We start from the raw sequence: 25,726 nt of genomic DNA on the forward strand, positions 1-25,726 counted from the left end.
ACCTGAAAGGAAGAAAAGCCCATAGTTTGCGAAAATTATAAAGCTCGCAGTGAATATAATCATCGCATTATGTTTAAGATAATTCATTATGCCTTCACTTAAGGTTTAAGCGGTTCAAATGTTTCAAGGTGAATAAGCTTCTCACCTGTCATTTCGAACAGGTACATAGGCTTATAAGCAAATCCATCATCATCAAATGAAAAGTGGTTACCCGTAGTAACAGTGCTATAGGGTGACTGTTTAATCATCCGCATAAGTTCTTTTGGTGTTGTTCCTTCCTTGAAATCATCACTTATTGCCATCAGCATTTTCATTAGGTCGTATGCAACCGTTACATGTGTTGTTACGCCGTCGACATCACAATAGGCATCCACAATGCGTTGGATAGAACTTTGTGCTCTTCGTTGTTCAAGAGTACTTTTGCTAGTAGCTGGATGGTCTATGTCCCAATCAGATATAAACAGCGCTCGTACATCCTCGGAGATACCACCAGACACTTTTAAAAATTCAGTTCTATTCATTGGCACGTTTCCACCAAAGAAAATAATGTCCTTTTTCCCGGCCCTTACTAAACGGTTGTAAAGCACACCTATCTTGGGGTTGTATAACGGTGCGAACACAAAGGCTCCATCGGGGATACGAGCCACCAGATCATCAAGTCGTTCGTTTTCAAGGCCAAACGGATAGGTATTGATGTGTTTACGATGGTCAAGGCTGTAGATTTCCCTTTTAAACAACTCACTAAATTCATCTGAGTAGTTATTTAAGAGATTCGGTACCACGACGATTGAGCGATATTGAAAGTTAGCCATAAAGTAACGAGCAATAATCTTAGACATCGTTTTGTTTGAAGATGAAATGCTAACGCCTTTATAACCAGGCTTGATGGTATTCAGTGAGGTAGCACTTGTGATATAGGGTATGCCAGCATTAGAAAATACATCAGCTGCAGCCTCAGCTTGAGTTGACGTTAAATGGAGCACCGCAAGCTGAACACTCTGTTTAACTAGATCTTGAGCGGCTTTGGCACTTGCCATCGCGTAAATGTCGCTTACTTCTTCGAAAATAAAACGGATCTGAGCGTCACTGTTGTTCAAGAAGTATGAACGCGCCATACCTCTAACAATGCATGAGCGTTCATAGTTTATGAAATTGGATTTGTTAGCACTGCTGCTAATAATGACACCCACCTTTAACGGGTGAACAGCCCTCGAAACTTCTTCATATGGTAAAGCTTGTGCGCTAACAAACGACAAACAGCCATATAGCACCAAGGCACGGCACATCAACCAGGCTCTATTAAACCAGTTGTGCCGATTTGATGGCTTTTGAAGCAAATAGTTAACGAAATTTCGATTCACAAATGACAATTTCCCTAATATTTTTCGATGAACAAAAAAAATCTAAGTGCTTGTTATAATTGAACTGTTAGTTAACAGCATTGGAATTTTAAGCACATTAATTAACTTACCAATCGTACAAATTTTGAAAACATCTCATTTTCAATTATTGTGACTTTCTCCCAAAAAATGAATGTTTCAATTTTAGGGAGCTTACTAGGTCAAATAACTATAAATGATCAACATAAGTTGATAACTGACCATCGCTTACTTGTGACATATAACAAAAATAAACATGAGCCAAAAAATTATGTTTAACGCTAAAACAACTCAAAATTGTATAGATCACCAACCTAACAACATTGAGTCTGACGACCTTGTTGTAGAGGTAACACCTTCAAACGTCATCAACCTTTTCACTGACATTGCAGCGGAGTTTGGTAACGGTGATCTAACCTATTCGTTCGACGGGGAAACCATGACACTGTTAATAGATATTAACGGAGTCAATGGCTCGATCGCTGTAGGTGACTTGGACCCATATCAAACATGGGACGCTAACTCGACTACTGACTTCTTCGCTCTTAGAGCTATTCTGTCTGTAGATCCTAAACACCTGAACGAGCTAAATCGCACTCACCCAAACACCAAGTTCTATCTTGATGGCAATGACATTTTGGCTGAGGAAGCGTTCTATCTAACGTATGGTGTAACTAATTTAAACGTCTTAGACCGCTTCTCTGCCTTTGTAAAAACCGTAAACGCTACGTTTTAAAATCGGTTTTAAACAACATACGGCAACTTCAAGAAAGACGGGATTATACATACTTTATAATTGTTAAAAAGAACAATTACGTGCATGAATATGTAACCCGTCTCTTTTCATTTGTACCATATCTGTTTGTTTTTCAAATTACATTAGCAATGTCAGATAGTTGCAATAGTATATAAACTCTACTTTCCTGTCGCTTGCGCGTCTTATGCCTTATGGCAATCTTTTATTCCAGAATCGTCTTCATCTATCTGGTTCGTATGTAGGCTAGCATGTCTTATGCAACCCATTTTACATTTCGACCAATACAAAAGGGCTTAACCATGTCGGAATACCTAGATCAAGTAGAGCTGCTAAGCAGCGAAATCAGCGCCCTAGCGACAGCTGAACGAAAAACGTATATCAACTATTCCCTGCAACGCATCCTGAACTACAAGGACATATTTATTCATAAAGAGGCTTTGTCGTCAGATGTTTTGTGCAAAGCGTTTAAATCATTATCCACAGTTGAACAAGCTATCTGTAAGCACGGACTTGATGCTATGAATTTTACTATCCACTATCTCGACGAGTTATCTAAAAACAAACGATTTAAACTTGAGCCGAGAGCATTCACAGTCGATAGTCAAATAAAGTTTCTTTCGCATTCATATCAAGCTTAGTACTGGAATGTTTTTAAAATGTCAGGATTAGCTTTTTAATTTTGTTTTGTGACCATCTACCAGATTATGTTTATGATGGTCATGTTGATATTAAAGCAGTGGTTGTTGCCACTGCTTTTTAATAATCTTGTAAATTAAACATATGGGATTTTAGACATGTCTGATCCATCAGAAAGAACGATTTTGCCTGCACTCAACTCTAGTAAAAACTCAGTTAAAGTAACGCCACTTGGAAAGTTTCTAAGAGCTTTACGAATTGAGCACGATGTCATTCTAAGAGACATGGCCAAGTCACTTGGCTACTCTTCTTCCCTACTCTCCGGTATTGAACTTGGTACTAAATCGATACCCGAAAAGGTCCGTTTTCTTGCTTTAATAAATCGCGCTTATTCCATTACAGATGGCGACGAACTGGTTAGGTTGGTCGAAGGCCACAAGTTAAATTCAGAGTCAGAGAAAGATGAAGAAAGGCCGCTGGTGGACATGAAAGCCTTACTTGATGAACGGGTTGCATCTGGCTCCCCAATCATTGTTCTGGATCCCGGGCATTCCTCTCAGGAGCTACTAGAAGCAATCAATAAAATGCTTCCTGACGATGGTAAAGCCAAACTATTTTTGTTTGACCCAAGCACCCACAGTGAGAAGGTTAAGTTATCGTAACGCATCCGTAGAAATTACTTTTACCGGTTGCATTAAAAAGGCTCCCTCTGGAGCCTTAATTGTGTCTGGTTTCTACCTACACCTAAATTTAGTCTGCTATTTCATCACAGCTTGGCGAGAGTGATAGAGTTAACCAAGTTACCTTTCCACTCGGCCCCAGATTTTGAGCTAACGTCATAGTAAACATTAAAAACATCGCCATCTTTCAGGTCTAATCGCATCTTAGCGCGTCGGATTCTAGTTGCACCGTCAATATCAAAGTCGATATATTCTTGATGCACTTGAGATACAAGAGGTTTTATGGTTACGTGCTGCTTGTTCAGCCAGCGATTAATCGCATCCTTCAAACTGTCCTCACTGCTGCACAAATCGTTGAGTTCCTGATCTGTAAACTTAGCGTTGGGTACCAGCATAGGAAGTATTGCTTTCAACTTAGTAAATTTATAGAGCACCGAGTAATCGATACCTTTCAGGTGACTAGCCCAAATCGAGTAGCAACCAAATTGCTCGGCATGACTGAACGGAATCAGAATGCGCGTTACGTATTCACCGCCAAAGCCATTGCTTACAGCGAAAAGATCATCTGGCTCTGATAGCCACGCAACATGACCACCGCATGTTTCAGCCATCATTTTAGCCGCTTCTAGAGCTTGCTTGTGATTGTCGTAAGCCTCTTCTCTCGACTGTTCGTTCGAATCCTCCCCAAATGATTCACTGTGCACTAAACAGAGGAACTTAGTACCACTATAGAGGACCGAATACGCGACATTACAGTGAAGCAACCCACCAGCAAGCCCGATAACATCTTCTTTTACAAACTCCGACTCTGTAGCAGTGAGTGTATGCCCTGCTTCTTTGTCATAGTCCAGCTGATGCTTGTCCAGGTACTTGAATGATTCATCTACCGCTTCACCGCACCCGTTTGTTAGGTACTTTATCTGTAGAGGGTTAATTACTAGTGGATTCATAGTTTTGCCTTTGGTTGTTTTTGGTTTTCTCCTAATCTACGGCCACTCACTAAACGCGCAAGACACAAAAAAGGCGCCCGGAAAACCAAGGCGCCAATGTCGAACAAAATAAATTACAGCCCTTTGACCCAATCTATTTGTGTGGTCACTACATTGAATGATTTTCGCATTTCTTCTGCGAGAGTCTGACTTAACCCGGTAAGAATACGCATCTCTCTACCCTGCTCTTTTCGCTCAATTTCTAAAATCTCTTCGTTTAGCATCTTCACGTCGTTACTAATCGTAGTCACCTGTTGCCAAAATTCTGGGCCAGTACAATTCATCTCATTGATTCGATTTGAATGCTCCAGTTCCGCGCTAAATTCCTTATGGCTTAGTGCTTGATCTACCAATTTAGTCAACGTGCCGATCTGAGGCTCAAGAGCTTTATGAAATAGCTTGGTAAACTTACTTTCAATGTATTCAAAGTCTGTGTCCTGACCTTCCACAATTGAATGAAAACTTCGGATACTATCCATGTGTTCTCTGATGACTGCAGTAGCCTCATTTAACGTCTGCAGAAGTGCATAAGCTAAAACCCAAAATTCCCTTGGGCTTTCCTCTTTGTACAGTTGCCCCAGCTTTTCTACATCTTGGTTCTTCATGATTTGGTTTAGGATTTTGGCCAGCTTCTCTTCGGCTTCACCAGCCGCCTTAAACAGTTGGTTTGCCTCAAACGTATTCCTATTCCACAACAAGAACTCTGTCGTATATTGCTTCATGAACGAGTTAGCATCGTACTGCCTTTCGACTTGCTGCTTGTAATCCACATTCTGACCTTGAGTTGCCTTGGCGTGAAATAACCCAAGGGGCAACATCAAAATGAATGCAACCGTGAAGTTCACAAGATGGTAATTGTCATAGACATCCCAATTGATATGGAGGTAATTGGCACACAGCTGAGATAAGCATGTCAGTAACGGAAGGTTCATGGGCTCAAAGTTGATAGATACTAACATTAGCCCTAACGCGATGAATAATGCCGGGAAAGGCGTAATGAGCAGCCAGATATATACGCGCTTAATCCCCTTTACCAAGGTCATGTACAGAGCACTGATGATTAGCCCCAGTAAATAGAACGCGCCAAAGTCAGTCACATACGATGAAATGGTTGCTGGCACTCCAGGAACTACCTTTAGTTCTCCACCCTTCGCATGTATTAGTTCTACCAAAGGAGATAACAATTGTTTGTCTTGGATAAACACCAATAGCAGTGCAAAAATAAATCCTGAGACAATGCCTAACATCCAGTTATATGGCTGTGGTTCGACAGGCATATTCCTCGATACCTTAATGACATCATCCATCCCCTTCCAACCAAAGCTCACAGGATCCGGTAACTCACCAGTCAAATACCTTTCATGTGCTGCCAGCGCCCTATCTTTCTCTACAGTAGCTATGAGACTTTTGTATCTCAGCTTGAGAATTGTCTTCAAATCTTCACCCTCACATATCGGTCCAACTGAGTGAACGCAGTATGGAAATCAAATGCTATTGCACATTTAATTAACCGTGTTTTTATAAATACTCACATGGCGCATATTTTGCGTTTTAAACACCTTGTTTTCAACTAATGCGTTCTATTGCCAGTTTTCATTAAGGAACCGAACATGAGCTCAAACCTCAAAAACATCATGCCAAAATTCAACATCAACGATACGACCTACCTGTACAACTGTGCCGGGGATTTTGTCGCAGAGGATTTGACCGTTTACTATGATGCTGAACGCGCAAAAGACCTGAACAGTATCGTATCCAAATGGGCTGGGGCTGAATTTGCGGTAGTACTAAGACACGGAGTTTTGGGCGTTATGGCCGAACAAGAATTTTCAGACATGTCCTTGAGAGATAACGCTATAACTGAGTTAATGCCCGTTTATTCTAAATTTAATGGCACTCGCCACATCAACATTGGGCTTATCGATAACGACTCAATATGGCCTCAAATGTTCATTCCTGCCAGCGTTGTGGAAGACCATCCCCCGCTTACATCGAGTGTCGTAAAACAATTCGCCATCGCACTAGAAAATCTCTCTGACCGAGCATAACTCCCACTCTTTATAAATGAGCGTGACCAACTAAGGTGTCGCTCATTTACTCAAATCTTATACTTCACATTTAAAATTTAACGTTTATCCTTACAAATACCTGTCCAGTACTATTGTGCGTTTAGCAAAATCGCATTTAATTGTTTCTATCAAACACGTTCAACATTCAAAGGTAGAAGCATGGATCACGCAAGCAAACTTAAACCGGGCATCGTAATTGAGCGTAATGGCGTCGAATACCTAACGACTAACTACGACGCTGATGAAGGCTATGTGTCTGTCGTTTGCATAGAGAACACAAATCAACGCGGTCAAACCTATCAGCTCCCAATTGAAGAATGCTGCATCTTTGATGAAAGCGTCATCATAGTTAATCGCAGTGAGCTTGAGTGGGTCATCGATGACATCGATTTAGAGATGATTGAAGCACTAGAAGGTAACCGAGATGCGCAGCTGACTCTTAGCCTTAAACAACGCGAGAAGTTCTATTTGCCTAAAACACTACAGGCAATGATGAACATCAAGGAGGAAGGCGCAGAAGACGGCGAAATGGGTGTCGTTTTCTTTGGAGAGCAAGAAGAACTTTTCTTAGCTGAACTCAAAACAGTATTAGAAATCTTCGACGAATTATCTATTACGGATGCTTGTGAAACCGGTGCATCGATTTTTGCCAAGAGCACACAACTAAACATCCAAGGATTCATCGGTGTGAATTTCAACGGCAAGTAATCGTGACTGCCACCAGCAATTATCCCTGCTGGTGGCATACAGGAATAACGTAAGTATTAATGCTATAGGCAGAACATGAACCAGAAAAACAAAGAGCTGTATGTCGGCCGTGAATTACGTCGCCCAGGCTACAAAGTTAAAGACATCGATTCCTTCGGTTTGTTGACCAAGACAGGCGCGAACCTTGAAGATGTAGCTCTCCAACTTGATGCAACTCCGATTATGATCATGGTGACAGAAGTTTTCCTCGGCGGTGCATCGAAGAAGCATCCGGGAGAAGTACTTGCTCAGGCTGCTCGACTAAATTGCATTGCACCAGATGTAGTCCATTATCGCCACAACCAAAGAGATGTGCATGTCAGAACAGCTCGTAAACACAACTACGAACAGAATACCCGTAAAACACTAGCGCTTTCACGCGGTGCAGGTCAGGGGCTATTCATCGTGCGTGCTCCGGGCGTATCCCCTATTGAAGCTGCAGAAGACCTCAAAGCAAATGGAATTCAGTTTGTAGTCACTAAGGTAGCAGGCAATCGACAGGCTCGAATCAATGTTTCAGCTAGTGATAAATGGCTCGTGGTTCGGTCGGAGTTATACAACCCACAAGCAATGTTACGCCCAACTCTGTCTAACTCAACCCACCAGCTAAACAATGCAATTGTTGAGTGCTTGAAGGCACCTGTATCCGAAGACTACGAATACCTCATTGAATTTGAGTCTCAACTTGTTCGTGTTCTCGATGTATTGGCAGAACGCGGAGAGGGGAAGTCGGAGAATGCACAGGCTCTCTATGAGAAGCTGCAGCAGGTTCAGGTAAAACTTGAGGTGTGTGAGTCATAAAAAGTAAAAGGGCGCTAGTTTCAGCCAACTAACGCCCTTTTCCACCCATAAAAGCCAGCTCAACTGGAGACAAACTAACCTTCAACTACACAATACCCACTTTGAGAATAAAAACAACCCTCGTTAAACTGGTTCTCACCCCTCTCTTTTTCTCACCTTTCCCGTTCATACCCTCCCGGAAGTCATAGAGAACACTTCACCTAAACAACAATTCTTACTATCTACCTCTCAACAGTCACCCAAGACTGCTTCTGTTGTTCACGTACTGACAGATTTAGTTTGAAAGTCTTCACATAAGTCACAAGTGACTCTTGGTATTAAAAATCATATAGAGGTAATTATTTGAAAATTTTTTAAATAAATACCCCAAATTTAAACTATCGCGTTTTAAGTATGTTCATACAATAAACATTGAACTTGCAGTAGTGTATAATCCTGCGAGTAATGAGATTAGTTACCCAGTAACTATTTTATCACGGCCACATATCAACACCGTTGGCGTAACCATTTTCTATACGGAGAGATTTATGGATTTGAACACCGGAACGACCATTGCCATTGGTCTAGGACTGGGCATTGCTATGCACTTCTACTTTAAAGTTAAGAAAGCACGCGAAGACAAGGAAGCAGCAGATTCACTTAAGACAGCTGGCGACAAATTGGATAAGCCAACTCCACGTACACCAAGTGCAGGTAAAACATCGCATGCTTTTGTGCCGCCGGCATCTCAGTCTGCTCGAGTGAAACCAACCCCATCTCGATCGGGCAGAGATTACGACGATGGTGATGATCTACTTGCGACCGCTGTTGTAGGTGCGGCCATTATGGATTCAGCCGAACCTGACACCACTAAGACCTATAGCAGTGTCTCTGTAACAGGTTTTGACTCCGGTTCGAGTGATAGCGGTTCAAGCTCAAGCTTTGATTCTGGCGGCGACTCTAGTTGCGACTAATTGACCGAATCATTTGTTTGTAGCTGGTGGCCGTTTAATACGGTCACTTTTTTTAGCCTTGCGCGTTAGGCACTTGTGATTAGCTTTGAGCGTATAGGCACACAATGGATTAATGAAATTATATAGGCATTACACAATGGGACACCGTATCAACATACAACTTAACCACTTGAACGACACGCAACTTTCCTCAGTCGTAGTGACAGCCAATTCAAGTGCAAAAAACTTTCCACTCAACTCGGAGTTTTATCAGATCCTTCAATCGTTAAATGGTCAGCCATCTGAGCAGCTTAGTTACCTGCTTAACCTGACCTACCCTAAAACAGAAGGTAACCACACTGCAGGCGATCGCGTATTTTTCCTGAGCACAGTCCATGATGACTCAGACACAAATATTCATATCACACTAAAGGACGTGATAATTAAAAAATCACTCCCCCTTTATCTTGTTGATGTTCGAGAGGCATTAAGTGCGATTGACCCGGATTACTCAATGTCGGAAGCCTACTTTACCGAATCATTTAATAAAGGCTTATCTGTAATTCAGGCCATTGAATCGTATATCTACCAAAACCCATTAGGCATTAAACACCTAACACCGCTTATGGGTTCGGCTTTGAATAGCGATACAGTTTGCTTGTCACGCCCATACATCCCAATTGATGCAGACGAGTATGAAGAGCTGTGCCGCGGTAGCTACGATTTCTACCAACTACCAAGTGGCCGAGTGGTGACATTTTCCAATGCAAGCTGTCATGACTCAGATACTGCTTACGCGCTTTGCCCAATGAATAATGAACGAACCAAACAGATTTTAAGCGCTCAATAAATTTTAACGCGGTGGACCAGGTTAACTTCACCGCAATACCTAACTGCAGTAACGCAACCGTAAGAAGAGATTTTAGCAATGAGCATTCATGCCACCAGCGATGATGTATTGAATAAACCACTAGCTGTGTATGCTACTGACGAAGAGAAAGAAGAAATTCTACCGAAAGGTTACTACAAAGCCACACTGTGGGGTTGTGCAGGCTCGCCAGAAATAACCGTCTACTCGAACGGGGAACAGTACTTCTCCTACGACAGTGCCAATCCTGCAGAGCCATTGGATCCAAGTGACTTTGTTATTTCTCAAATCCCCTTGTTCCCTTCGCCTAATGAAGAGGCACTGAAATACGCCTTAAACCAAGCGTTGGAATTCATAGTGAATACAGGTAACGACTATAAAAGGGATCATCACTTAAGCATACATCACGCACTTGAGGCAGGTTCACTGGTTACAGAAATTGAATCGTTACTCTTCAACAAGGAAAGCGGCAATGATTGAAGCAGCTAAAGATAACAAGCCCACTACATGGCAAGAAGACCTACAAAAACTCGTTCTCGGTGCTGTGGCATTCAATCTTGGTGTATTAGGCCTACTACTGCGATTTGGGATCATTCAATTTAGTGACAGCATCCCAGAAGAATTGCTTTACGGAATTAACACCCTGACTTCAAAGGTACTGTTTGTACCACTCTGCCTGACTCTTATCGGTGTTGGAATGCTGTTTATCTGGGTAGTACTACAAGAACCAATCCGTGAGCTTAGAACTTGGTTAAAGAGACACTAACGAACCCTGCTCGGTGCGTGAACAGTGTGTACAACTAAAACACTATAAATGAGGCAAAATAAGTGAATCAAAACGAAGCATTTAATCAGATCGTACTGAGATTTATCGATGCTTATGTTGAACTGCATTTAGAGATAAACTCCACTATCGTTATGGCTCAGTTCCCCATTGCACGGACAAAAGTTAGTAGCTTGATGACTCGGTACCTAGAGGATAAGCCAAGCAACCTACGTTATGTGGCCGCGAGACAGCGTTACCTAAAAGGTTTATCGTTTGAGCGACAGTTTCTTGAGAAAGACCAAAGCGCACTCGCCTATCTGCAAGCTATCGAACTGGCGTATAAACCTTACACGGATGCTAAGAAATAACCCTGTTGATAACATACTGAGAGTTAACCATGAATAGCTATATCGTTCACAAAGAAACCTTGTGTAAAACCTGCGGCAAGCAGTTACTCGATGAAGGAACCCATATCGATGTGAGCGGCTTCATAGCTCGTTTCGATAGAGAGGCAGTCACGATGGTTAAATCGGTCGAAGACTACATGAAGTACGCTGAATATATTGACTCTCAGTTACTGGAAAACGGTCAGATAGAAATAACATGTGACAATGTAACCTACGTTATCCGCAAACTGTAAGGGGTTCGCCCCTTATCTCCCACCACCCTACCATTTTATTGAGTTGCACGATTAGCCTTTGCATTTAGATTGGTCACATCAACCAAGCAACAAGGACTAATCATGAGCCACCACGCAATCAACGCAATGATGCGCAACCCAAAGCTGTTAATGGACTATCAAATGACGGGACGCTTACCAAGTGTGTCAGATACTCCTGCAACACCTCTACGCGACCTTATATCGCATATCCCTGCTCGATTACGACTGGAGTTCAAAGGTGTACGCCTTAGCCCTGCCCTTGGCTTCAACAGTGGTGCTCAATTCCACAACCTAGCTCAGCTGTATACGTGGCTCGGTGCTGATGAAAAGCTTATAGGCAACAAAACTCTTCCATACATGAGTTGGCGTATAGCTGCATTCAATAAACCGCTAACTATCGCGGATCTCATTACTCATTGCTCAGCAGTACCGAGTGAAGAAATCATCAATAAATTCGTAGACCCTCGATACCGCTAAGATAAGGACGTCATCATGCAAACAACGAATGCAGCACTAACCACACTTAATGAAATTGCCGAAGAACACAGTATCCCAGTTCAAGAAACTGTTCATCACTATCACCAGTGTAGAACGGTAAATCACCCTAATCGATATACAAGCGGTTTGGTTGTTAGGAATTACGAGCAGGCAACGCAATTGAATGAGTTGGCAAGCGCGTCAGGTCTAAGTACAGGGCTTCACACGTTCGGCTTTAGCTCGATTGTGTTTATCAAAGTGGATTAACTATCGTGCGCTGGTGGCTTTTGTATGAGAGCCACCAAAAGAAATGATTTAAAAACATGCATCCGTAGTTAGGAGGTTTCCTTTGCAGAGCCGATAAACTGCGGGTACTTGGGTGACATTCAGTTTCGATGTGACTTGAGGGTTATGCTGTTCTTTTTTTAAAGAACTGGCAGGGATGGTTGTGTCTAAAATATGGTCTTGCGCGAATTTCAATCGATGCGATTATAAACATATCAAGACGATACATTAACCAACTAACTTTCAAAGGTGATAATTATGGCAGCAGTAATTGTACTAGTAATCGTATTAGGTGTAGTAGCTTTGGCAAACCAACCTGAGCAGAAAACTTACAAACACTATGACTTCTCAAAAGAGCTGACTCCTAATCAGGCGCTTGCTAAAGAAGTCGCTAAACACATCCCTACTCAAACAGCTATTCACCGCTTCTAAGGACGTTACAAAGCACTTTAACTTGTAATGGACTGGAGGTGTGTGGTGAGACACATAGAAACAACATAAGAGCGACCAAGATGTTTTATCTGGTCGTTTTTTTATATCTCAAATTCATAGAACTGACTGTCGTTCTCAGGGTCGTAGGACTCCCCTTTCATAACAATTAGCCCATCTCGTATTACGTAGCCAAAATGAAGCACAGCTTTAACAGGTATTAGATCGCAGTTAACCGAGGTGTACTTAAAGGCTTCAAAGTTAGCCACGACTGAACTTTCATTAACTGCAAATACGCAGTACCCCTTTTGTTCAGAGTGTACGCACCATGTAGCCAATTCAATTGGTAGGTCATGTAGATAGATAACTCGCTTTAACCCTTTGTGCTGTACCGCAAATACAGGCATTTGTTTTGTGGCTCTATCAACACAAAGTGACTGTTCATCTATGTCATCGTTAAACAGACCATCACGTCTTTTCTCAGCCCACGATAGCCATGTGTTAACAGTGTCTTGAATGTTTAACCAAGGGATAAAGTTCGTGCTGGCTTTGACTTGGTGTGCAAACGGGATCATTGTGTTCAACATGCCGCGATTCGCAAAGCCACCAGCAAGTAAGATTGGAGTTGTTTCTAAGAAGTCGGTAAGAGCCTGCTTACCATTGGGAATTGAAGTGTTATGACTAAGGTGCTGCAAATGATTCATTGTTTCCTGTAACGCCTCCATTTCGGCATCTGGCACCGGAATGGGTTTTGGCATAAACAGATTTACATGATTCATCAGCAGCTTCCTAATAATTTACATCCGTAATGAGCTATCCTTGCTCTTATTTACTTGATTATACATCTAATTGTACATAAATGGATACCGTTAGAGCAGGTTACGGAGAATTACATCACGGGCATTTAAGCCGCTTGTATGTTCCCAGCCCATTTTACCAGAACTTAATTCCTTGGCTGTCTTAATACTAAGAAGATCAACACCTTCCGCAATAATCTCTTCGCCAAGCAATAACTCCAGCATTACCAATACAATTTCTTCACCAACCGCTTTCAGTTCACGCTTGTTTTTGAAGCCAACCTGTATCAACACTTTGCCGTTGTGAGGATTACTCTTAACCGCAACCGTGACATCAGATAGCACCGCTCCAACTTCGTTAGCGATACTTCTCATGCCATACTGTCCGGCCATGTCTGTCACCCAGTTTTGGGTAACCTCAGAATCCCACGGCAATGCAGGTAAGCGATATGGTGTAACCAACTCTCGATATTCTTCTGGGCAAGCTTTTGCAAGCTTCATAGCTACCTTGCGACCTTCTCCCTTCTCTTTTGAAGTTATAATGATCGCGTTTACCTTCGCTTCCATCATATCAAGAGAGAATTCGACACGTAGCGCCGGGTGAAACTCTTGGGCAGACTTGTTTACTGCGTCATAACGGATCTGAAACTCTTCGTTGTGGCCTAACTTCACGCTTTCTTCCAAGAAGTTGATGTGTCCAGGGAAACGGCTCCAGAAATTCTCTACTGCTTGGGTTTCTATTTTGTTAGTCATTTAGCGTACATCTCCAGTTATCCATCTTAGCAATCTTGTTTTGTGAGCAGGTATCGCGGTATTGAATACCTGCATGCCATATGTGTGTGCAATTCTGATTGCAGTGCTCATACAGCCATGACAATCGTTTTGTCGTTGGTTCTTATCAAATGTAGGCATAGGCGCCCAGCAAATCATGAATCGACTAATGTCGTTCAAGTCGTCGCCCATTAATGCCGGCACATACGTTTCATACTCAAGCGCTCGTTTGTTCGAGATAGTTAAGTATCTGCCGCGTCCATAGCACCGCGTATAAACGGCTCAGGTGAGCCTATAAGACCGCCTGTACGCATAGTGTAGCCTGACATCATAAGACGCTCAGTAACGACACGTAGAAACTGTTTCTCGCTCTCTGGAGCATCATCAGAGCATAAGCCGGTAATGTATCGATGATTGTGCATAGCTACCTCTTACATTTGATTCCTACATCATCAGCCAATCTGCAAATCCCGCAATCCCTCCAATAATGAAAAAGACACCCGTTTAGAGTGCCTTTTAAAGTACTGGAAGTAGTACCGTTCTACGCGGCCAACATAGCCTCTAGTTCCTCTGCAGAGAAATCATCAGTTTCCTCAGTGGAGGTTCGTCTACCGGTTGCGTGCTCTTCATCAATTACAGCTTGAATAGACTGTGCGATCGTCAGGCCTTGTGCTTTATATCGGTCAATAGCAGCAAGTTCCTTACCATCAGTGGTAAACATCAACTGTTGGTATCGAGGTACAAACAATCGACACACTTCCCTCGAGCTACCAGTACGGATATAAAGCTCAGAGTACTCACCTTTCACAGTATGGATACTCTTAAGCAGCGCGAAGTCAGTTTCGTTACCGTCGAACTGTTTGTTCTCACGTACTTTCTCGATAACTTCTGGCTCTTGTCGTAAGAACACTTTGAACTGTGAGTTATCAGCCATAGCTCGGCCTACTTCTGTCTCATACGCATCGGAAATACTCTGCGTAATACAGATACCCGCAGCTTGGTACTTACGGAAACGACGCCAGCCAGCTTCTAAGAATTCCGCTACTGCTAAACCTGCACCGCCCTTGATCTTAATGTATTCCCAGGCCTCATCCAAAATGAACAACTTGTTTCGGTCTTTGCCTGACAGGAACATCTCGTGCTGGATACAGCTGATACACTGCAGAAGTACCGCAATCTGTAACTGTTTACGCGACTTAAGTTCTTCAAGCTCGATAACAACGAAGTCACCGGAGAAGTCTACTGGAGGGTTCTTATCATCGAAGAACTCACCATATGGACCATCTTTACACCAAGGCTCTAACTGGAAACCAATATCCTTAACACGCGGCTCAGGATCGGCTTTACACATCTCGGCAAAGTCATCAATGGTCGAGTTGTTACCCTTTTCATTCCATAGTTGGTTCAACAACACGTTCATACGCGCTGTCTGGAAGTCGGTTAGAGTACCCGATGGTGACGCCATGAATTTCAGTAGAGACAATACCATGTCACCCTGACCGTCTTTACCCGCAAACTCGTGTATAGACTTGAATGGGTTTAGTGAGTACTTAAAGTTCTCGCCAAACTCTAAGAATCGCCCATTGTAGAGCTCACAGAGTTTTTCGTAAGAGCGACCAACGTCGATGATAAATACACGGCCACGGTCTAAAGGTTTACGCTCGTTCGGTAGAGGGTTATCTCGATACAGTTTACCGCCGCCGATGTTTCCTGACGTCAGTACTTGAGACACCAAGTAGTTAATCCAGAAAGACTTACCTGACCCCGATGCCGCCGCGGTAAACATATTATAGTTACCATCAGAGGTGAACGGGTCGAAACAGAACATCTGTCCATCACGAGTAACTAACGGCACTACCGGGCGCCCAAGACCATTACCCTTCCATGAAGCAATCATAGGTGTGATGTACTTCAATGCATCCGATGCGAAGCGGTTAAATCGGTGAAGGTTTTTAACTGTCGCTTCATCACAACCCATAGGCAGAGATGACAGATAGAGTGGTAAACAAATGTAGCGGTCTTCCACAAACTTCCATTTACGCTTAGATGCAAATGACTGTACATCCATGACAGACTTTTCAGCTTTGGCTTTCGACTCACTGAATATGATCATCTGCAGGTAACAGTTTGCAATCTGCGCGCCCTTGTTCTCCAAGGACATGTAGAATTCGTCGTAGTCCTTCTTCTGGAAGCGGAGTCGGTCAACCCACTTAGCAATCGGTCCCGACGCCTGGTGCGTTAACCAGCCACGGTTCTTGGTAAACTCACGCTTAGCTTTCTCCTGTGGCGGGAAGTGAATGTTTAACGTCATCAAGAATGGCTCACGTAAGCCCTCTCTACCTTTACGCCAATCACACACCAGGTCATAAATATCACCAAATGTTAATACCTCTGGGTATTTCTGCACGGAGAGCATCTTAACGAACGAGCCCTCACCCTTCTCTATGTCACCGAATTCCAAGCCATCTTGGTGGACGAAACAACTGCCACCTCTCTCCATAACTTGGTAACGAAGCGGTACACCTGCATCATGGCCCTTAACACCTTCACGCCAATCAGCATTCTTCGCTTGGTTATGTAAGATCTGCATCCGGTGAACATAAAGTTCAGGTGTCATGTCGTCCGGGTGCGCCCCAATAGATTCAAGCGTTGATTTAAGCTGTAGGTAAAGACGACGGAACGCGGTCAATTCGGCTTTTGAAGGCTGTTGCTTTTTGAGTGGCATCTTGAAAGATACCCAAACCTCATAGTCACGCACCTTCAAGCCTGTTACTGGGTGTAGTGGCGTATCCGTACTTTCTTCATAGTACTGGTATGTAGTACGACCGATTTCATCGTACAGCTCACCCATTTCACCTTCGGCACGGCCTTCACGGATATTCTCGAATCGTTCGAGTATCCACTTAATGTAAGGGGAACCAAACAAACTCACCTGTAAAAAACTGTCTGCTGGAAACTGACGCTCGTAAAGGTCATCCAGAGAGTTCATTAGGTCGTTGTTTACACCTGTCAGTGGTTGACAGATAAAAGTGAAACCAATGTATCCACCGTCAAGTATGTACCCGTTCATCTCCGGGATATACTCAAGCACAGGTAGGACATCACCGTATTGGTTATGCCCTACTATAGCGTTATGTTTATCTAGGATTCCTGCCATATCGCTACCCCTTACTTAACTGGTCGTGGTTGCGGAACAGGGACAGGTTGAATGATACCCATGCCGTTATCTGCTACTGGGTTATTGCGGCGTTCTTCCTCTTGGGAAATCTTGCGAATACTTAAAGGCGTAATACGCGCTGGCGCTGAACTCGCACCACGGCCAACTACCCAACGTCGCTTCTCGATTTCAACGTAGGTATAACCAGGGATATGTAAACGACCTGCATCGTCTTCCCATGAATTCATCAGAACACGCAACACTTTTGCTGGTTGACGCACTGCAATAGGTTCTGGAGCTGCCAACTTTGAACGATTTGATTCGTAATCACGGTAAATGGCTTGACGCTCAGCTGGCGTACCACCAGGATACGGCATTGGCTTAACTTCTTTCTCTTCATCATCATCTGAATCATCTTTGTCTTGAAGTTCACCGTTACTGCGTTTTCGAGCCTCTTCCAAATCCTTCTTGTTATCCGTTAACTTCCAGATTTCACGCGCACTCGTACAGGTGATACCGCCACTTTGTGCCTTCGGACACTCGGTTGGGTCTTCACCTATCTCGAACATGCTAGAACAGCCTGTGCTCATTAGCGTGATACCAGCAAGAATCAGAGCCTTACTTAGATGCTTTAACATCATTTACGATTACCTCTCCAATGTTGTCTACGTTTCGGCTCATGAATTCAGAAAGACTGTCAGGGGCTCCCTGCAGTTGAAGTCCATCAGCTCTGATAAAAAATGGAAGACCTTTGATTTGCAGAACACCTGCAACACCAAGGGCTTTGATTAAGGGGTCTTTATTACAAGTAGGGAATATCTCTCCAGTAGCACTCTTTTGAGCCATCAGTTCATCAAGTGATTTCTGACGGTCTTTGGCGCACCAGAGTTTTAGGGATTCATTAATAGATTCACCACCAAGCAGCGGAGCAAGTACAATCTCAAAGGAGTACTTGTCTGCCATAGCTTTCATTTGGTCGAAAAGCTTTAGGTTGAAGTCACCACTTGGGTCTACAAGCACAGTTACGTCAGGTTTGTCTTTCTTCAATCCATAACGGAAACTAGCTAAGTCACCTGAACGAACACCAAATCTTTCTAGTGTTACCATCCATGCAGCTTTTGCATCGGCCTGTGTGTTGATTGGACGCTTATTCCACATGTCATAAACTTCAACGTTGCCGCGTATAGCTATACGAGCCTTCGAATCCATCAGTAACTTTTCGCCCTTATCGTTCTCAACCATAATTAGGTCGTTAACCGGAAGGATTTGAGTCCAATGGAGTTTGTTGAAGTTCTGGAGTGCAGTCTTAACATCCAGATCGCTCATGCCACCCACCAATGCTTTAGCACTCAACTTACCTTTAGCTGCTTCTTGCTGGGCTAATCGTTCCGCTTGGTCGAGCAAAGGGTCAGCCATTGCATTACTGAACGTTAGCGCTGCTAAAGTACCAACCAATGCTTTTGATACTCCCCGTAGTCTCATAATTACCTTCCACCTAAAATAATCCGTAGATAGTAAGCATCCGGGGTTTCGGTTGTGGCGATTATGTGGTTCGAATTAGAGGGAGTTATTCGTCGCTATCAACAAGTAGCGTTAGAAAATGTTTTCTGAATAAAAAAATGCCCTGAACATGGCCAGGGCTAAATTGGGAGGTGTATTGGAATTAGATTAGAACAATTCTTCCATAGCTTTCGCCATTTCTACCGCGTTAACTCGTGAGTCGATTGCTCTCTGTGATGGTGCTATACGAGCGGTTGTTACCGTGACTTCTGCCTCGATGTTATAACAACGTGCAGAGTGCTTGTTATCGCATGGCGCCAAGCTTTCACTTAGTATGTGCATATCTGTCACACGGCCTGTCGAAGCGCTCTTTGTTTCTGTAATACCAGAAGATAAGTCCATTTTTGTGACTGTCAGGTATTCAAATTCAGCTTTACTTAATGCTGATTTTTTAACTTTTTCGATTGCGCGCTGACGACCAGTTTTTGACGTGTCGTATTCTGTCAGTTGGTAGCTAGCGCTAGTTACTACTTGTTGTGCTGTGACAGCAGCATGAGATACATGTGTACCCATTACTGTCAGTGCCAATAGTAGAGCTTTTCCTAAGCGTAGTTTCATAACCGTTATTACCTCTGCATTACTTATACGCCTAGTTAAACAAAAACAAATCCTTCTGCAAGTTTTTCTTGCGCATTCAATACAGGCAGTTTTGCAAAACAACCTGTATTTCCTTTACTCAGACTATTTGCCTTCTGCCTGTCGAATCATCTGACTCATTTTCTCAGGTGTTGGTACCATGCCTGAATACTTGCCAATATCACCAACAACACTTGCACTATCAAGCACTAGGTAACCCTTCTCGTTATAAAACTTGATAGTTGTTTCTACTGCCTTAATTGCCAGGTTATCGTTACGTCCTTTCCACTCGTTGGCTACCTTAGCCAAATCAAGTACAACAATCTTTGGAGATACAGCTGTCTGTTGGGCAAGCACCTTGATTTCATGATCAACCTTGTCGAGTCGTGACTCTGTATTACCTGTTAACACAAAGAACTTAAGCACTAAGCCAAAAGCGACACAAAGCACGATTGTCCAAACTGTCAGGATTCCAAAAAGACTCTTTTTCGTAACGTTCATATACATTCTCTTAATAGGGTTGTGGCCCCTAGATTACTCTAGGGGTAGTTTGGAACCGCGTTGGATAATAAAGTCGATAGAGATACCAGGGTTAACCTCGATATAAGGTTTCATCTCTTCTGCAAGTTCAATGTAGTAGTCAGCTAATCGTTCCATCGCATCACCAGCACCTTGTAACGCCGCGGTACCAGCCATTGATTTCATGATTTCTGGGTTTTGCATTGGACCAAAGATACCTGTTTCGTTATCGCCAATACTGTAAGTAGATTGACCCGCTAAGTTAGCCATGCCGCTCAAGAAACCTGCCCACGCCGATTTCATAGCCGCTTCACCATTCTTAGAAACTAGACGTCCCGGAATACCGTTACGACCATCACCACCTACTGCAAATGCATTTAGATTCGCTTCAACTGCTTTCCCTGCATCCGTTACACATGAAATCGCTTCTGCTCGTAAGTAAGCACGACGACTTGCGATGTCACCAATACCAGAAGCAACAATCACACACTCTCTAATATCAGCGGTAAAGTTGTTTGGTAGCAGAGCTTCCTCTTTAATTCGAAGAATTGCAGGGAATGGGTCACGCTTAGTCGAGTTACCTGTAGGTACGTCCATACCTGTTACAAGTACACCACTGATAATTGAACCAGCCGGCAAGAAGATTTCTGCCTTATCCTTGGTCTTATCTTTGTCAGTGTCTTCCTTAACAACCTCTTCCTCAACCTCTTCGGTTACTCGTAGTTCTTTAATCTCACCCGTCGCATCTTGGAATCGGTCACCAGTGCTATCGATGGTACGGATACCAATACGCTTGTGGTCAATAACCTTTGGCATAACTTTCTGTACAGCATTTGCCATTGGGTTTGTCGTGGTTACAGGCTGTTGCGTCTGGGTAACCGGCTGTTGTGCTGGTGGCGTAAAAATTGGAGAGTTCTGATTACTAACTTGTTTCTGAACTTCCTCAGAAGCGGTTTTCTGCACTTCCAACTCACGCTTAAGGTCGTTCTGGTTAAAGCGTAGTGACTCAAGCTCTTTCATTACGCGACCTTCCATTTGGCGCATTTCTTCTTCGCGTTCGTCGATAGCTTTCTCACGCTCTGCCAATTGGTCTTCCATTAAGCCGTAGATTTCATCCATTCGACCTTGGTCAATATCGTCAGCGCCATCTTGTGTAAAGAAGTTAGCCTCTACACGACGAGATTTTTCAGGAACAACTACAGCACCATTATTGTCTTTGCGAGTACCACCTGTATCGATGTCGTCAGTACTAAATGCAATAGAGCAAATAATACCTAGCAGTACCGCCCCCACTACGCCGTAACGTACTTTAGGGTTCTGCCATTGCTGATTAGCTTTGCCTTTCAAAGAGGTCATATCCATTTTGATTTCCCCCTTAGTAAGAACTTGTTAAACGAGGTCGAGTACGAACGCGCTTAAGTTTTTCGTTGTAAAGTTTGTCACGCAAAATGTATAACTCTGTGGTTTCACCCGGAGCCAGCGTTGCACGGTCAAACACACCAACAGCAATTACATCATCAGCCAAGCAGTATTCTTCTCGCACTTCGCGGAATCCATTGATGTCATTTTTAACCAGAACGACATCGATAATTTCTCGGCCACTAATCATGCGCTGCCCCACTTCGTGGTACATCCCCAAACGCACGATGTCACATGGGTAGCGTTCCTCAGCTGGAATATCGGTAGTAATGTCGAAGCCATTTGGAATGTTACCGCCCGCAACTTCTGACAGAACGCTGGTGGCACGGTCTTCATGTTCAGTATTCACTCGAGGGTCGTTCTTAACAGTTGGACCTTTACGCGCTTCTGTAAGGAAATCGTTTTTCTCTTTATCGGATTTCAGTTTGGCGATGTATTCAGAGTGCTTTGCTTTAGTTTTTGCATCCATTTTCACTTTGACGTCTACCATTACTGGTGGAACGTCCAAAGGCATAAGAGTTAGGCTTACCATCGTTTCTGGCATACCGCGCTCACCGACCATTAGACCGATCGGAGCCTGACTTAAAGGCGTGATGTAAACAAAACCGCCATCTGTTTGAATTGGCACTTCCATATCAGCGGTTTTAACAACAGCATCAACAAAAGGCGTTGCGATTCGGTTTTGAAGCCCTGCAGCAACGGGTAATAACTCACCGTGACCAGGCTCTATAGTTACTTCTTGATGTGGTTTGTATTTTGAACGTACTGAGTCAGTGATTGGGTCAGAAGAACCTTTAACCTGTGGCGCTGCAGACGGAACTGGAGTTGCCGCAATAGCTGGTGGCTGCCCTTGCTGCGTATAAACTGGCGCAGTATCTACGGTTTTAACCTTCGTACCTTGAACCACTGGCATACCATAAGAGTCTACGGTTACCGGTTGCTGCGCTTGCTGTGAAGCCTTGTATTCCGCAACAGATTTTGCAGGCATACTTTTAGCAACAGCATCCATAATCGCTTGGTCTACAGCATTGGCGACGTTTCCATTTGAAACAGAGATGTCAACGGGCACTCGGCTTGCGTTCATTGGTGTAACAGGTATGTCAGCTGCTACATCTTTCTCTGCAGCAAATGCAGATGATGAAAAGGCAACAGTAAGCAACATTGCCAAGGCTGATTTATTCATAGAGTTATACTTCATTTGGTTTTCTATTCCTCGGCCTGTTTATTTTCTTCTTCCGCAGCTTTCTTCTCTTCAACTTGCTGCTGTTTAAGTTCAACTACGCGCTTACGTGTATTTGGTGCGCCTGCATATTGTGAAAAATAGGTAATCTTAGGCTGACCATTACGAGCGGCGATTTTGATTTCGTATGTCCACTTTTGAGTAGTTGTTGCGCCAGAGCGTGTTGAAGTGGTTTTCTTGTCGCCGTAAACCCAAACGGTATCTACTTGCGAGTTGTAAATTAGATCTAATGGTGTGAAGTTTTCCCTTACACCACGAACCTTGAGGGCTTCTACCTGAGATAGAAGTTGGCGTTCATAGTCATCAGCGTCACGTGCTAGGAACATTTTTCTCAACGTATCGACAACGAATGAAGCGTTACGATCGGAGATGTTGCCTGCCATGTTCGCAGCAAATAAGCCCCACCCTGTTTTGTAGGATTCGCTTGCCTTATTGCCTGCCATTGTGATTTCTTCTGTAAACGTTGGCGGCACTACGATGACAGTTTCATCTTTGCTTAAAGCGGCGTAAGCCAATGCCACTACTGCAATGGCCAAAGCCAAGTTGCTTTGTACTAGAAATCGAGATAAGGCTACGCTTGAGCTCCATGAGCGCAGCGCATTGGAATTTTTAAACACTTATGGTGCTCCTATCTGAAAAGTTCTCTAATGAGCGGGTCAGGCATTGAACGCGTGGTTTTCATTGGTAGAATTCCGTGCCACCATGCAATGTGGTTTAGAATTCCTTTGGCGTATTTGGCTTTAATTCTTCTAGCCACGTAGAAGTACAAAAGCCCAACAGGTAGCACGTAGTTGATAGCATCAAACGGCACACCTAAAGCAAAAGAAAGGATGATTGGCCTTACTTCGTCTACGTCCCAAAAGATAACCATCATTGGTTCATTGACTCGCATTGGGAGGTAATGCTGGTCACTTCTAAGCGCTTGCTGTTGTGAATCTTCCATACATTCTCATTCATCAAAATTGGAAAAATTAAGACGCTGAAATGATCAGCGCCTCAATCAAGGGTTGGTTAGCCACCAATAAGTGGTAGTAATGCAGCTGGAGCGTCAAAAATTGTTGAAGTCAATGATGAATCGATGATCTTGCCAGCGTTAGCTAGTACAAGAACTGACACAACACAGCCAGCGAAACCAACCAGGTTTGGCTTAACAGTTGAGAAGAACACGACACCCATTACCATAAGCATCATTAGAATTTTGCCCGGAGCACCACCAGCTAGACCTTTCACTTCGTCCCACATGTCAGCAAATTCACCTTCAAGGGTACCGGTTGCGGCTAAGGCGTTGAACGCTAGGGCAAATGCCACTACACCAACAAGCGCAACGAGAAACATCATTACTTTCTTGCTGTCGAAGCCCGCGCCAAGCATGTTTTTGTCCATTACTGCAGTATTTTGCATTTTCTTAACTCTCTATATTAATCACGTAAGAATGGTTGATTGATCGTGTCTTTATGACAGAGGGTAGAATGCCAATAAAAAAAGCCCCACACAGCGATTATGTAGGGCTTTTTAGAGGTATTTAATTAATATGTAGGGGTTAGGGAATTGCTTTTAACGTCAGATTTGAACTCGTGGTAGATTGACTCTGAAATCATATCAACCAATGTACTCGCATCCATTGAAAACAGATTTGTTAACTTAAACTTCTGTCGTCCATGATATATGTATTTATCAACACCAAGTTGTTTTTCCAAGTACGCTTCTATCTCCATCGGGGTCTTTACACCATCGATTAGACCCAGTTCAACAGCTTCTTCACCTGTCCAGATAAGCCCAGAAAAAATCTCAGGCTTATCAACCAACCTGTCGCCTCGGCCTTTCTTTACTGCATTTATGAACTGTGTATGGAGTTTGGTTAAGATAGAGTCTTGTATGAACGCCCTTTCCTCTTTGGATACTGGTTTAAACGGGTCCATTAATGCCTTATGTGTGCCTGCATGGAATACTCGACGTTCAACTCCAACTTTCTTAATTACATCTTGGAAGCCCCAACCATCCATACGTACACCGATAGACCCCACCAGCGATGAATCCATTGCGTAGATTTCGTCTGTTGCTGCCGCAATGTAATAGCAGGCACTTGCACATGAAGTTCTAACTGTCGTGTAGATTGGTTTTGTGTTTTCTTCTGAGAAACGGTACTTCATGATTGTTTTATAAATCATCTCCGCGTCACTTGGAGAACCACCAGGTGAATTAGCCTCAATTAGTATGGCCTTTACATTATCGTCTTCAATAGCGTCAGTGATAACTTGGCTTACTTTCCAACCATCAGTTTCACGGTTCCCTGTTTCAATTGGCCCTGTTAGCGAAATGACAGCAATGTGAGGCCCAATCTTTTCACTTGCCGTATCGCTAAGAGTGTACCCAACACTAACCATCATCATGATTGCGATAGCGCCAGCCTTAACGCCGTCCGTCCACTTTTTAACTTTTAGATGGCGAGCAGACTCTTGAATGATTGCTTCCTTAAAGTTTCTTGGCTCTTGTACTTTCTTTCTCTTTCTAAAGGGGAACATCTTTTAAAACTCCGTGTATGAACAGCCCCCATTGAGAGGGCTTATAAAATCAGAAGACCTTACTTACGTTGCTAAGTGCATATCTGAGTGAGAAACCGAGGATTACAAACATAATCGGCGGCAGTAGAACTCCGAACACGCCTGCCGCGGGGAAAATGAAGTAAACATCGATAATGAAAAAGGCAAACATCCCGGCTTTAACCCAGATACGAAATAAGTTCGCACTGGCAATACCGAACTCGTACTGCTTTGTTTTTCGTTTGTAGTAACCATCCGACGCCAAAGCGAAGATGAATGGAGCACCAAGTATTAACCAGTGGAAAAACACCGCCATTCTGAAAACCGTCTGGTAGAACATCAGCTTTAAGTTTTCAACAATTCGAATCATTGGTGTGCGCCAGAATTCCTCACCACCAACCCCCGTAATCTGTACTGACTCTTCCATAGAAGAAACAACACCGGTTTCTAAAAATGCGTAGCTATACATGTCAGCTGCATTCTGTAATACATGAGCTGAATCTGCAGGGCCAACAACACCTTTAAAGGCGTTAATTTCAGCCTGTAAGGTTTGTCGGTAACCCTCTGGTGTCATCATAATCAACACATACGCAAGTGAGATCATGGCAACAGCTCCCACCATTCTGGCAAAGAAGTTTTTCTGCTTATTGGTATCTTTATCGCTAAACATA

Annotated in this window: 33 protein-coding genes; 15 read left to right on the forward strand and 18 right to left on the reverse strand. The window is 43.4% G+C overall.

Annotated elements, in window-relative coordinates; translation table 11 throughout:
- Positions 1–98: 98 nt before the first annotated feature.
- Positions 99–1,361 (reverse strand): ABC transporter substrate-binding protein, encoded by a 1,263-nt coding sequence (locus R7Z50_RS14865; protein WP_139374585.1) that lies wholly within the window; start codon positions 1,359–1,361, stop codon positions 99–101.
- A 274-nt stretch (positions 1,362–1,635) separates the two neighbouring features.
- On the opposite strand from R7Z50_RS14865, the gene R7Z50_RS14870 reads away from it, so the two are divergent.
- The 3 genes from R7Z50_RS14870 (at position 1,636) to R7Z50_RS14880 (ending at position 3,434) form a co-directional block, all read left to right on the forward strand.
- Positions 1,636–2,115: a hypothetical protein gene (locus tag R7Z50_RS14870; protein ID WP_139374586.1), complete on the forward strand. Its 480-nt coding sequence runs from the start codon at positions 1,636–1,638 to the stop codon at positions 2,113–2,115.
- 269 nt (positions 2,116–2,384) lie between these two features.
- On the forward strand, positions 2,385–2,774 hold the full coding sequence (locus tag R7Z50_RS14875) for a hypothetical protein (RefSeq protein WP_318149137.1): 390 nt from the start codon (positions 2,385–2,387) through the stop codon (positions 2,772–2,774).
- A 156-nt stretch (positions 2,775–2,930) separates the two neighbouring features.
- The gene (locus R7Z50_RS14880) at positions 2,931–3,434 is read left to right on the forward strand and encodes a helix-turn-helix domain-containing protein (RefSeq protein WP_053409769.1); all 504 of its coding nucleotides are present in this window, start codon (positions 2,931–2,933) and stop codon (positions 3,432–3,434) included.
- Between the two features lie 104 nt (positions 3,435–3,538).
- On the opposite strand, the gene R7Z50_RS14885 is transcribed toward R7Z50_RS14880, so the two are convergent.
- Together R7Z50_RS14885 and R7Z50_RS14890 are read right to left on the reverse strand one after the other, a co-directional pair.
- Positions 3,539–4,402, reverse strand: a complete 864-nt coding sequence (locus R7Z50_RS14885; RefSeq protein WP_053409768.1) for a hypothetical protein — start codon at positions 4,400–4,402, stop codon at positions 3,539–3,541.
- A 113-nt stretch (positions 4,403–4,515) separates the two neighbouring features.
- On the reverse strand, positions 4,516–5,877 hold the full coding sequence (locus R7Z50_RS14890; protein WP_053409767.1) for a hypothetical protein: 1,362 nt from the start codon (positions 5,875–5,877) through the stop codon (positions 4,516–4,518).
- A gap of 174 nt (positions 5,878–6,051) precedes the next feature.
- Here R7Z50_RS14890 and R7Z50_RS14895 point away from each other — a divergent pair, with 174 nt between their 5' ends.
- From R7Z50_RS14895 to R7Z50_RS14950, 12 genes are all read left to right on the forward strand, one after another.
- Complete coding sequence (locus R7Z50_RS14895) at positions 6,052–6,489, forward strand: hypothetical protein (RefSeq protein ID WP_053409766.1); 438 nt, start codon at positions 6,052–6,054, stop codon at positions 6,487–6,489.
- A gap of 180 nt (positions 6,490–6,669) precedes the next feature.
- On the forward strand, positions 6,670–7,218 hold the full coding sequence (locus tag R7Z50_RS14900) for a hypothetical protein (RefSeq protein WP_079324412.1): 549 nt from the start codon (positions 6,670–6,672) through the stop codon (positions 7,216–7,218).
- 75 nt (positions 7,219–7,293) lie between these two features.
- A complete protein-coding gene (locus R7Z50_RS14905) occupies positions 7,294–8,058 on the forward strand; it encodes a hypothetical protein (protein WP_053409764.1) in 765 nt (254 codons plus the stop codon).
- A 527-nt stretch (positions 8,059–8,585) separates the two neighbouring features.
- Complete coding sequence (locus tag R7Z50_RS14910; protein WP_053409763.1) at positions 8,586–9,011, forward strand: hypothetical protein; 426 nt, start codon at positions 8,586–8,588, stop codon at positions 9,009–9,011.
- Between the two features lie 136 nt (positions 9,012–9,147).
- Positions 9,148–9,840 (forward strand): hypothetical protein, encoded by a 693-nt coding sequence (locus R7Z50_RS14915; protein ID WP_053409762.1) that lies wholly within the window; start codon positions 9,148–9,150, stop codon positions 9,838–9,840.
- A gap of 78 nt (positions 9,841–9,918) precedes the next feature.
- Complete coding sequence (locus tag R7Z50_RS14920; protein WP_053409761.1) at positions 9,919–10,338, forward strand: hypothetical protein; 420 nt, start codon at positions 9,919–9,921, stop codon at positions 10,336–10,338.
- Positions 10,331–10,624, forward strand: coding sequence for a hypothetical protein (locus R7Z50_RS14925; RefSeq protein WP_053409760.1), 294 nt, complete (start codon positions 10,331–10,333; stop codon positions 10,622–10,624). Before R7Z50_RS14920 ends, R7Z50_RS14925 begins: the two co-directional genes overlap by 8 nt.
- Before the next feature lie 62 nt (positions 10,625–10,686).
- Positions 10,687–10,992: a hypothetical protein gene (locus tag R7Z50_RS14930; RefSeq protein ID WP_053409759.1), complete on the forward strand. Its 306-nt coding sequence runs from the start codon at positions 10,687–10,689 to the stop codon at positions 10,990–10,992.
- A gap of 29 nt (positions 10,993–11,021) precedes the next feature.
- Complete coding sequence (locus tag R7Z50_RS14935) at positions 11,022–11,264, forward strand: hypothetical protein (protein WP_053409758.1); 243 nt, start codon at positions 11,022–11,024, stop codon at positions 11,262–11,264.
- A 102-nt stretch (positions 11,265–11,366) separates the two neighbouring features.
- Positions 11,367–11,762 carry a hypothetical protein gene (locus R7Z50_RS14940; RefSeq protein WP_053409757.1) on the forward strand — a complete coding sequence of 132 codons (396 nt, stop codon included), beginning with the start codon at positions 11,367–11,369 and terminating at the stop codon, positions 11,760–11,762.
- A gap of 15 nt (positions 11,763–11,777) precedes the next feature.
- Positions 11,778–12,029, forward strand: a complete 252-nt coding sequence (locus R7Z50_RS14945; protein ID WP_053409756.1) for a hypothetical protein — start codon at positions 11,778–11,780, stop codon at positions 12,027–12,029.
- A gap of 276 nt (positions 12,030–12,305) precedes the next feature.
- The gene (locus tag R7Z50_RS14950; RefSeq protein WP_157052362.1) at positions 12,306–12,479 is read left to right on the forward strand and encodes a hypothetical protein; all 174 of its coding nucleotides are present in this window, start codon (positions 12,306–12,308) and stop codon (positions 12,477–12,479) included.
- Positions 12,480–12,580: 101 nt separating this feature from the next.
- On the opposite strand, the gene R7Z50_RS14955 is transcribed toward R7Z50_RS14950, so the two are convergent.
- The 15 genes from R7Z50_RS14955 to R7Z50_RS15025 form a co-directional block, all read right to left on the reverse strand.
- Complete coding sequence (locus tag R7Z50_RS14955) at positions 12,581–13,255, reverse strand: hypothetical protein (RefSeq protein WP_053409755.1); 675 nt, start codon at positions 13,253–13,255, stop codon at positions 12,581–12,583.
- Between the two features lie 90 nt (positions 13,256–13,345).
- Positions 13,346–14,026, reverse strand: coding sequence for a hypothetical protein (locus R7Z50_RS14960; protein WP_053409754.1), 681 nt, complete (start codon positions 14,024–14,026; stop codon positions 13,346–13,348).
- 260 nt (positions 14,027–14,286) lie between these two features.
- The gene (locus R7Z50_RS14965; protein ID WP_053409753.1) at positions 14,287–14,466 is read right to left on the reverse strand and encodes a hypothetical protein; all 180 of its coding nucleotides are present in this window, start codon (positions 14,464–14,466) and stop codon (positions 14,287–14,289) included.
- A gap of 119 nt (positions 14,467–14,585) precedes the next feature.
- Positions 14,586–17,201, reverse strand: a complete 2,616-nt coding sequence (locus tag R7Z50_RS14970; RefSeq protein ID WP_053409752.1) for a TraC family protein — start codon at positions 17,199–17,201, stop codon at positions 14,586–14,588.
- Positions 17,202–17,212: 11 nt separating this feature from the next.
- Positions 17,213–17,842, reverse strand: a complete 630-nt coding sequence (locus R7Z50_RS14975; protein ID WP_053409751.1) for a TraV family lipoprotein — start codon at positions 17,840–17,842, stop codon at positions 17,213–17,215.
- Complete coding sequence (locus R7Z50_RS14980) at positions 17,820–18,683, reverse strand: hypothetical protein (protein ID WP_053409750.1); 864 nt, start codon at positions 18,681–18,683, stop codon at positions 17,820–17,822. Before R7Z50_RS14980 ends, R7Z50_RS14975 begins: the two co-directional genes overlap by 23 nt.
- A 186-nt stretch (positions 18,684–18,869) precedes the next feature.
- A complete protein-coding gene (locus R7Z50_RS14985) occupies positions 18,870–19,319 on the reverse strand; it encodes a hypothetical protein (RefSeq protein ID WP_053409749.1) in 450 nt (149 codons plus the stop codon).
- Between the two features lie 123 nt (positions 19,320–19,442).
- Positions 19,443–19,838, reverse strand: a complete 396-nt coding sequence (locus R7Z50_RS14990; protein WP_053409748.1) for a hypothetical protein — start codon at positions 19,836–19,838, stop codon at positions 19,443–19,445.
- 33 nt (positions 19,839–19,871) lie between these two features.
- Entirely contained in the window at positions 19,872–21,218 is a 1,347-nt protein-coding gene (locus R7Z50_RS14995) for a TraB/VirB10 family protein (RefSeq protein WP_079324414.1), read from the reverse strand.
- A 13-nt stretch (positions 21,219–21,231) separates the two neighbouring features.
- Positions 21,232–22,458, reverse strand: coding sequence for a type-F conjugative transfer system secretin TraK (locus R7Z50_RS15000; protein ID WP_169780634.1), 1,227 nt, complete (start codon positions 22,456–22,458; stop codon positions 21,232–21,234).
- A gap of 23 nt (positions 22,459–22,481) precedes the next feature.
- The gene (locus R7Z50_RS15005; protein WP_053409745.1) at positions 22,482–23,132 is read right to left on the reverse strand and encodes a TraE/TraK family type IV conjugative transfer system protein; all 651 of its coding nucleotides are present in this window, start codon (positions 23,130–23,132) and stop codon (positions 22,482–22,484) included.
- 11 nt (positions 23,133–23,143) lie between these two features.
- A complete protein-coding gene (gene traL, locus R7Z50_RS15010) occupies positions 23,144–23,458 on the reverse strand; it encodes a type IV conjugative transfer system protein TraL (RefSeq protein ID WP_053409744.1) in 315 nt (104 codons plus the stop codon).
- A 68-nt stretch (positions 23,459–23,526) separates the two neighbouring features.
- Positions 23,527–23,916 (reverse strand): hypothetical protein, encoded by a 390-nt coding sequence (locus R7Z50_RS15015; protein WP_017190581.1) that lies wholly within the window; start codon positions 23,914–23,916, stop codon positions 23,527–23,529.
- A 125-nt stretch (positions 23,917–24,041) separates the two neighbouring features.
- Positions 24,042–25,037, reverse strand: coding sequence for a S49 family peptidase (locus R7Z50_RS15020; RefSeq protein ID WP_053409743.1), 996 nt, complete (start codon positions 25,035–25,037; stop codon positions 24,042–24,044).
- 49 nt (positions 25,038–25,086) lie between these two features.
- A complete protein-coding gene (locus tag R7Z50_RS15025; protein WP_053409742.1) occupies positions 25,087–25,725 on the reverse strand; it encodes a DUF4400 domain-containing protein in 639 nt (212 codons plus the stop codon).
- Position 25,726 lies beyond the last annotated feature (1 nt).

Source organism: Vibrio sp. 1249-1 (genome assembly GCF_033340495.1).

Bases quoted from the DNA above. Each gene is read 5' to 3' on its own strand.
- R7Z50_RS14960 (WP_053409754.1), bottom strand. From the start codon at position 14,026: ATGACTAACAAAATAGAAACCCAAGCAGTAGAGAATTTCTGGAGCCGT.
- traL (WP_053409744.1), bottom strand. From the start codon at position 23,458: ATGGAAGATTCACAACAGCAAGCGCTTAGAAGTGACCAGCATTACCTC.
- R7Z50_RS14975 (WP_053409751.1), bottom strand. From the start codon at position 17,842: ATGATGTTAAAGCATCTAAGTAAGGCTCTGATTCTTGCTGGTATCACG.
- R7Z50_RS14905 (WP_053409764.1), top strand. From the start codon at position 7,294: ATGAACCAGAAAAACAAAGAGCTGTATGTCGGCCGTGAATTACGTCGC.
- R7Z50_RS14995 (WP_079324414.1), bottom strand. From the start codon at position 21,218: ATGGATATGACCTCTTTGAAAGGCAAAGCTAATCAGCAATGGCAGAAC.
- R7Z50_RS14920 (WP_053409761.1), top strand. From the start codon at position 9,919: ATGAGCATTCATGCCACCAGCGATGATGTATTGAATAAACCACTAGCT.
- R7Z50_RS14955 (WP_053409755.1), bottom strand. From the start codon at position 13,255: ATGAATCATGTAAATCTGTTTATGCCAAAACCCATTCCGGTGCCAGAT.
- R7Z50_RS14885 (WP_053409768.1), bottom strand. From the start codon at position 4,402: ATGAATCCACTAGTAATTAACCCTCTACAGATAAAGTACCTAACAAAC.
- R7Z50_RS14895 (WP_053409766.1), top strand. From the start codon at position 6,052: ATGAGCTCAAACCTCAAAAACATCATGCCAAAATTCAACATCAACGAT.
- R7Z50_RS14875 (WP_318149137.1), top strand. From the start codon at position 2,385: ATGTCTTATGCAACCCATTTTACATTTCGACCAATACAAAAGGGCTTA.
- R7Z50_RS14900 (WP_079324412.1), top strand. From the start codon at position 6,670: ATGGATCACGCAAGCAAACTTAAACCGGGCATCGTAATTGAGCGTAAT.
- R7Z50_RS14980 (WP_053409750.1), bottom strand. From the start codon at position 18,683: ATGAGACTACGGGGAGTATCAAAAGCATTGGTTGGTACTTTAGCAGCG.
- R7Z50_RS15000 (WP_169780634.1), bottom strand. From the start codon at position 22,458: ATGAATAAATCAGCCTTGGCAATGTTGCTTACTGTTGCCTTTTCATCA.
- R7Z50_RS15015 (WP_017190581.1), bottom strand. From the start codon at position 23,916: ATGCAAAATACTGCAGTAATGGACAAAAACATGCTTGGCGCGGGCTTC.
- R7Z50_RS15025 (WP_053409742.1), bottom strand. From the start codon at position 25,725: ATGTTTAGCGATAAAGATACCAATAAGCAGAAAAACTTCTTTGCCAGA.
- R7Z50_RS14990 (WP_053409748.1), bottom strand. From the start codon at position 19,838: ATGAACGTTACGAAAAAGAGTCTTTTTGGAATCCTGACAGTTTGGACA.
- R7Z50_RS14940 (WP_053409757.1), top strand. From the start codon at position 11,367: ATGAGCCACCACGCAATCAACGCAATGATGCGCAACCCAAAGCTGTTA.
- R7Z50_RS14985 (WP_053409749.1), bottom strand. From the start codon at position 19,319: ATGAAACTACGCTTAGGAAAAGCTCTACTATTGGCACTGACAGTAATG.
- R7Z50_RS14965 (WP_053409753.1), bottom strand. From the start codon at position 14,466: ATGCACAATCATCGATACATTACCGGCTTATGCTCTGATGATGCTCCA.
- R7Z50_RS14870 (WP_139374586.1), top strand. From the start codon at position 1,636: ATGAGCCAAAAAATTATGTTTAACGCTAAAACAACTCAAAATTGTATA.
- R7Z50_RS14880 (WP_053409769.1), top strand. From the start codon at position 2,931: ATGTCTGATCCATCAGAAAGAACGATTTTGCCTGCACTCAACTCTAGT.
- R7Z50_RS14935 (WP_053409758.1), top strand. From the start codon at position 11,022: ATGAATAGCTATATCGTTCACAAAGAAACCTTGTGTAAAACCTGCGGC.
- R7Z50_RS14915 (WP_053409762.1), top strand. From the start codon at position 9,148: ATGGGACACCGTATCAACATACAACTTAACCACTTGAACGACACGCAA.
- R7Z50_RS14970 (WP_053409752.1), bottom strand. From the start codon at position 17,201: ATGGCAGGAATCCTAGATAAACATAACGCTATAGTAGGGCATAACCAA.
- R7Z50_RS14910 (WP_053409763.1), top strand. From the start codon at position 8,586: ATGGATTTGAACACCGGAACGACCATTGCCATTGGTCTAGGACTGGGC.
- R7Z50_RS14925 (WP_053409760.1), top strand. From the start codon at position 10,331: ATGATTGAAGCAGCTAAAGATAACAAGCCCACTACATGGCAAGAAGAC.
- R7Z50_RS14950 (WP_157052362.1), top strand. From the start codon at position 12,306: ATGGCAGCAGTAATTGTACTAGTAATCGTATTAGGTGTAGTAGCTTTG.
- R7Z50_RS15020 (WP_053409743.1), bottom strand. From the start codon at position 25,037: ATGTTCCCCTTTAGAAAGAGAAAGAAAGTACAAGAGCCAAGAAACTTT.
- R7Z50_RS14945 (WP_053409756.1), top strand. From the start codon at position 11,778: ATGCAAACAACGAATGCAGCACTAACCACACTTAATGAAATTGCCGAA.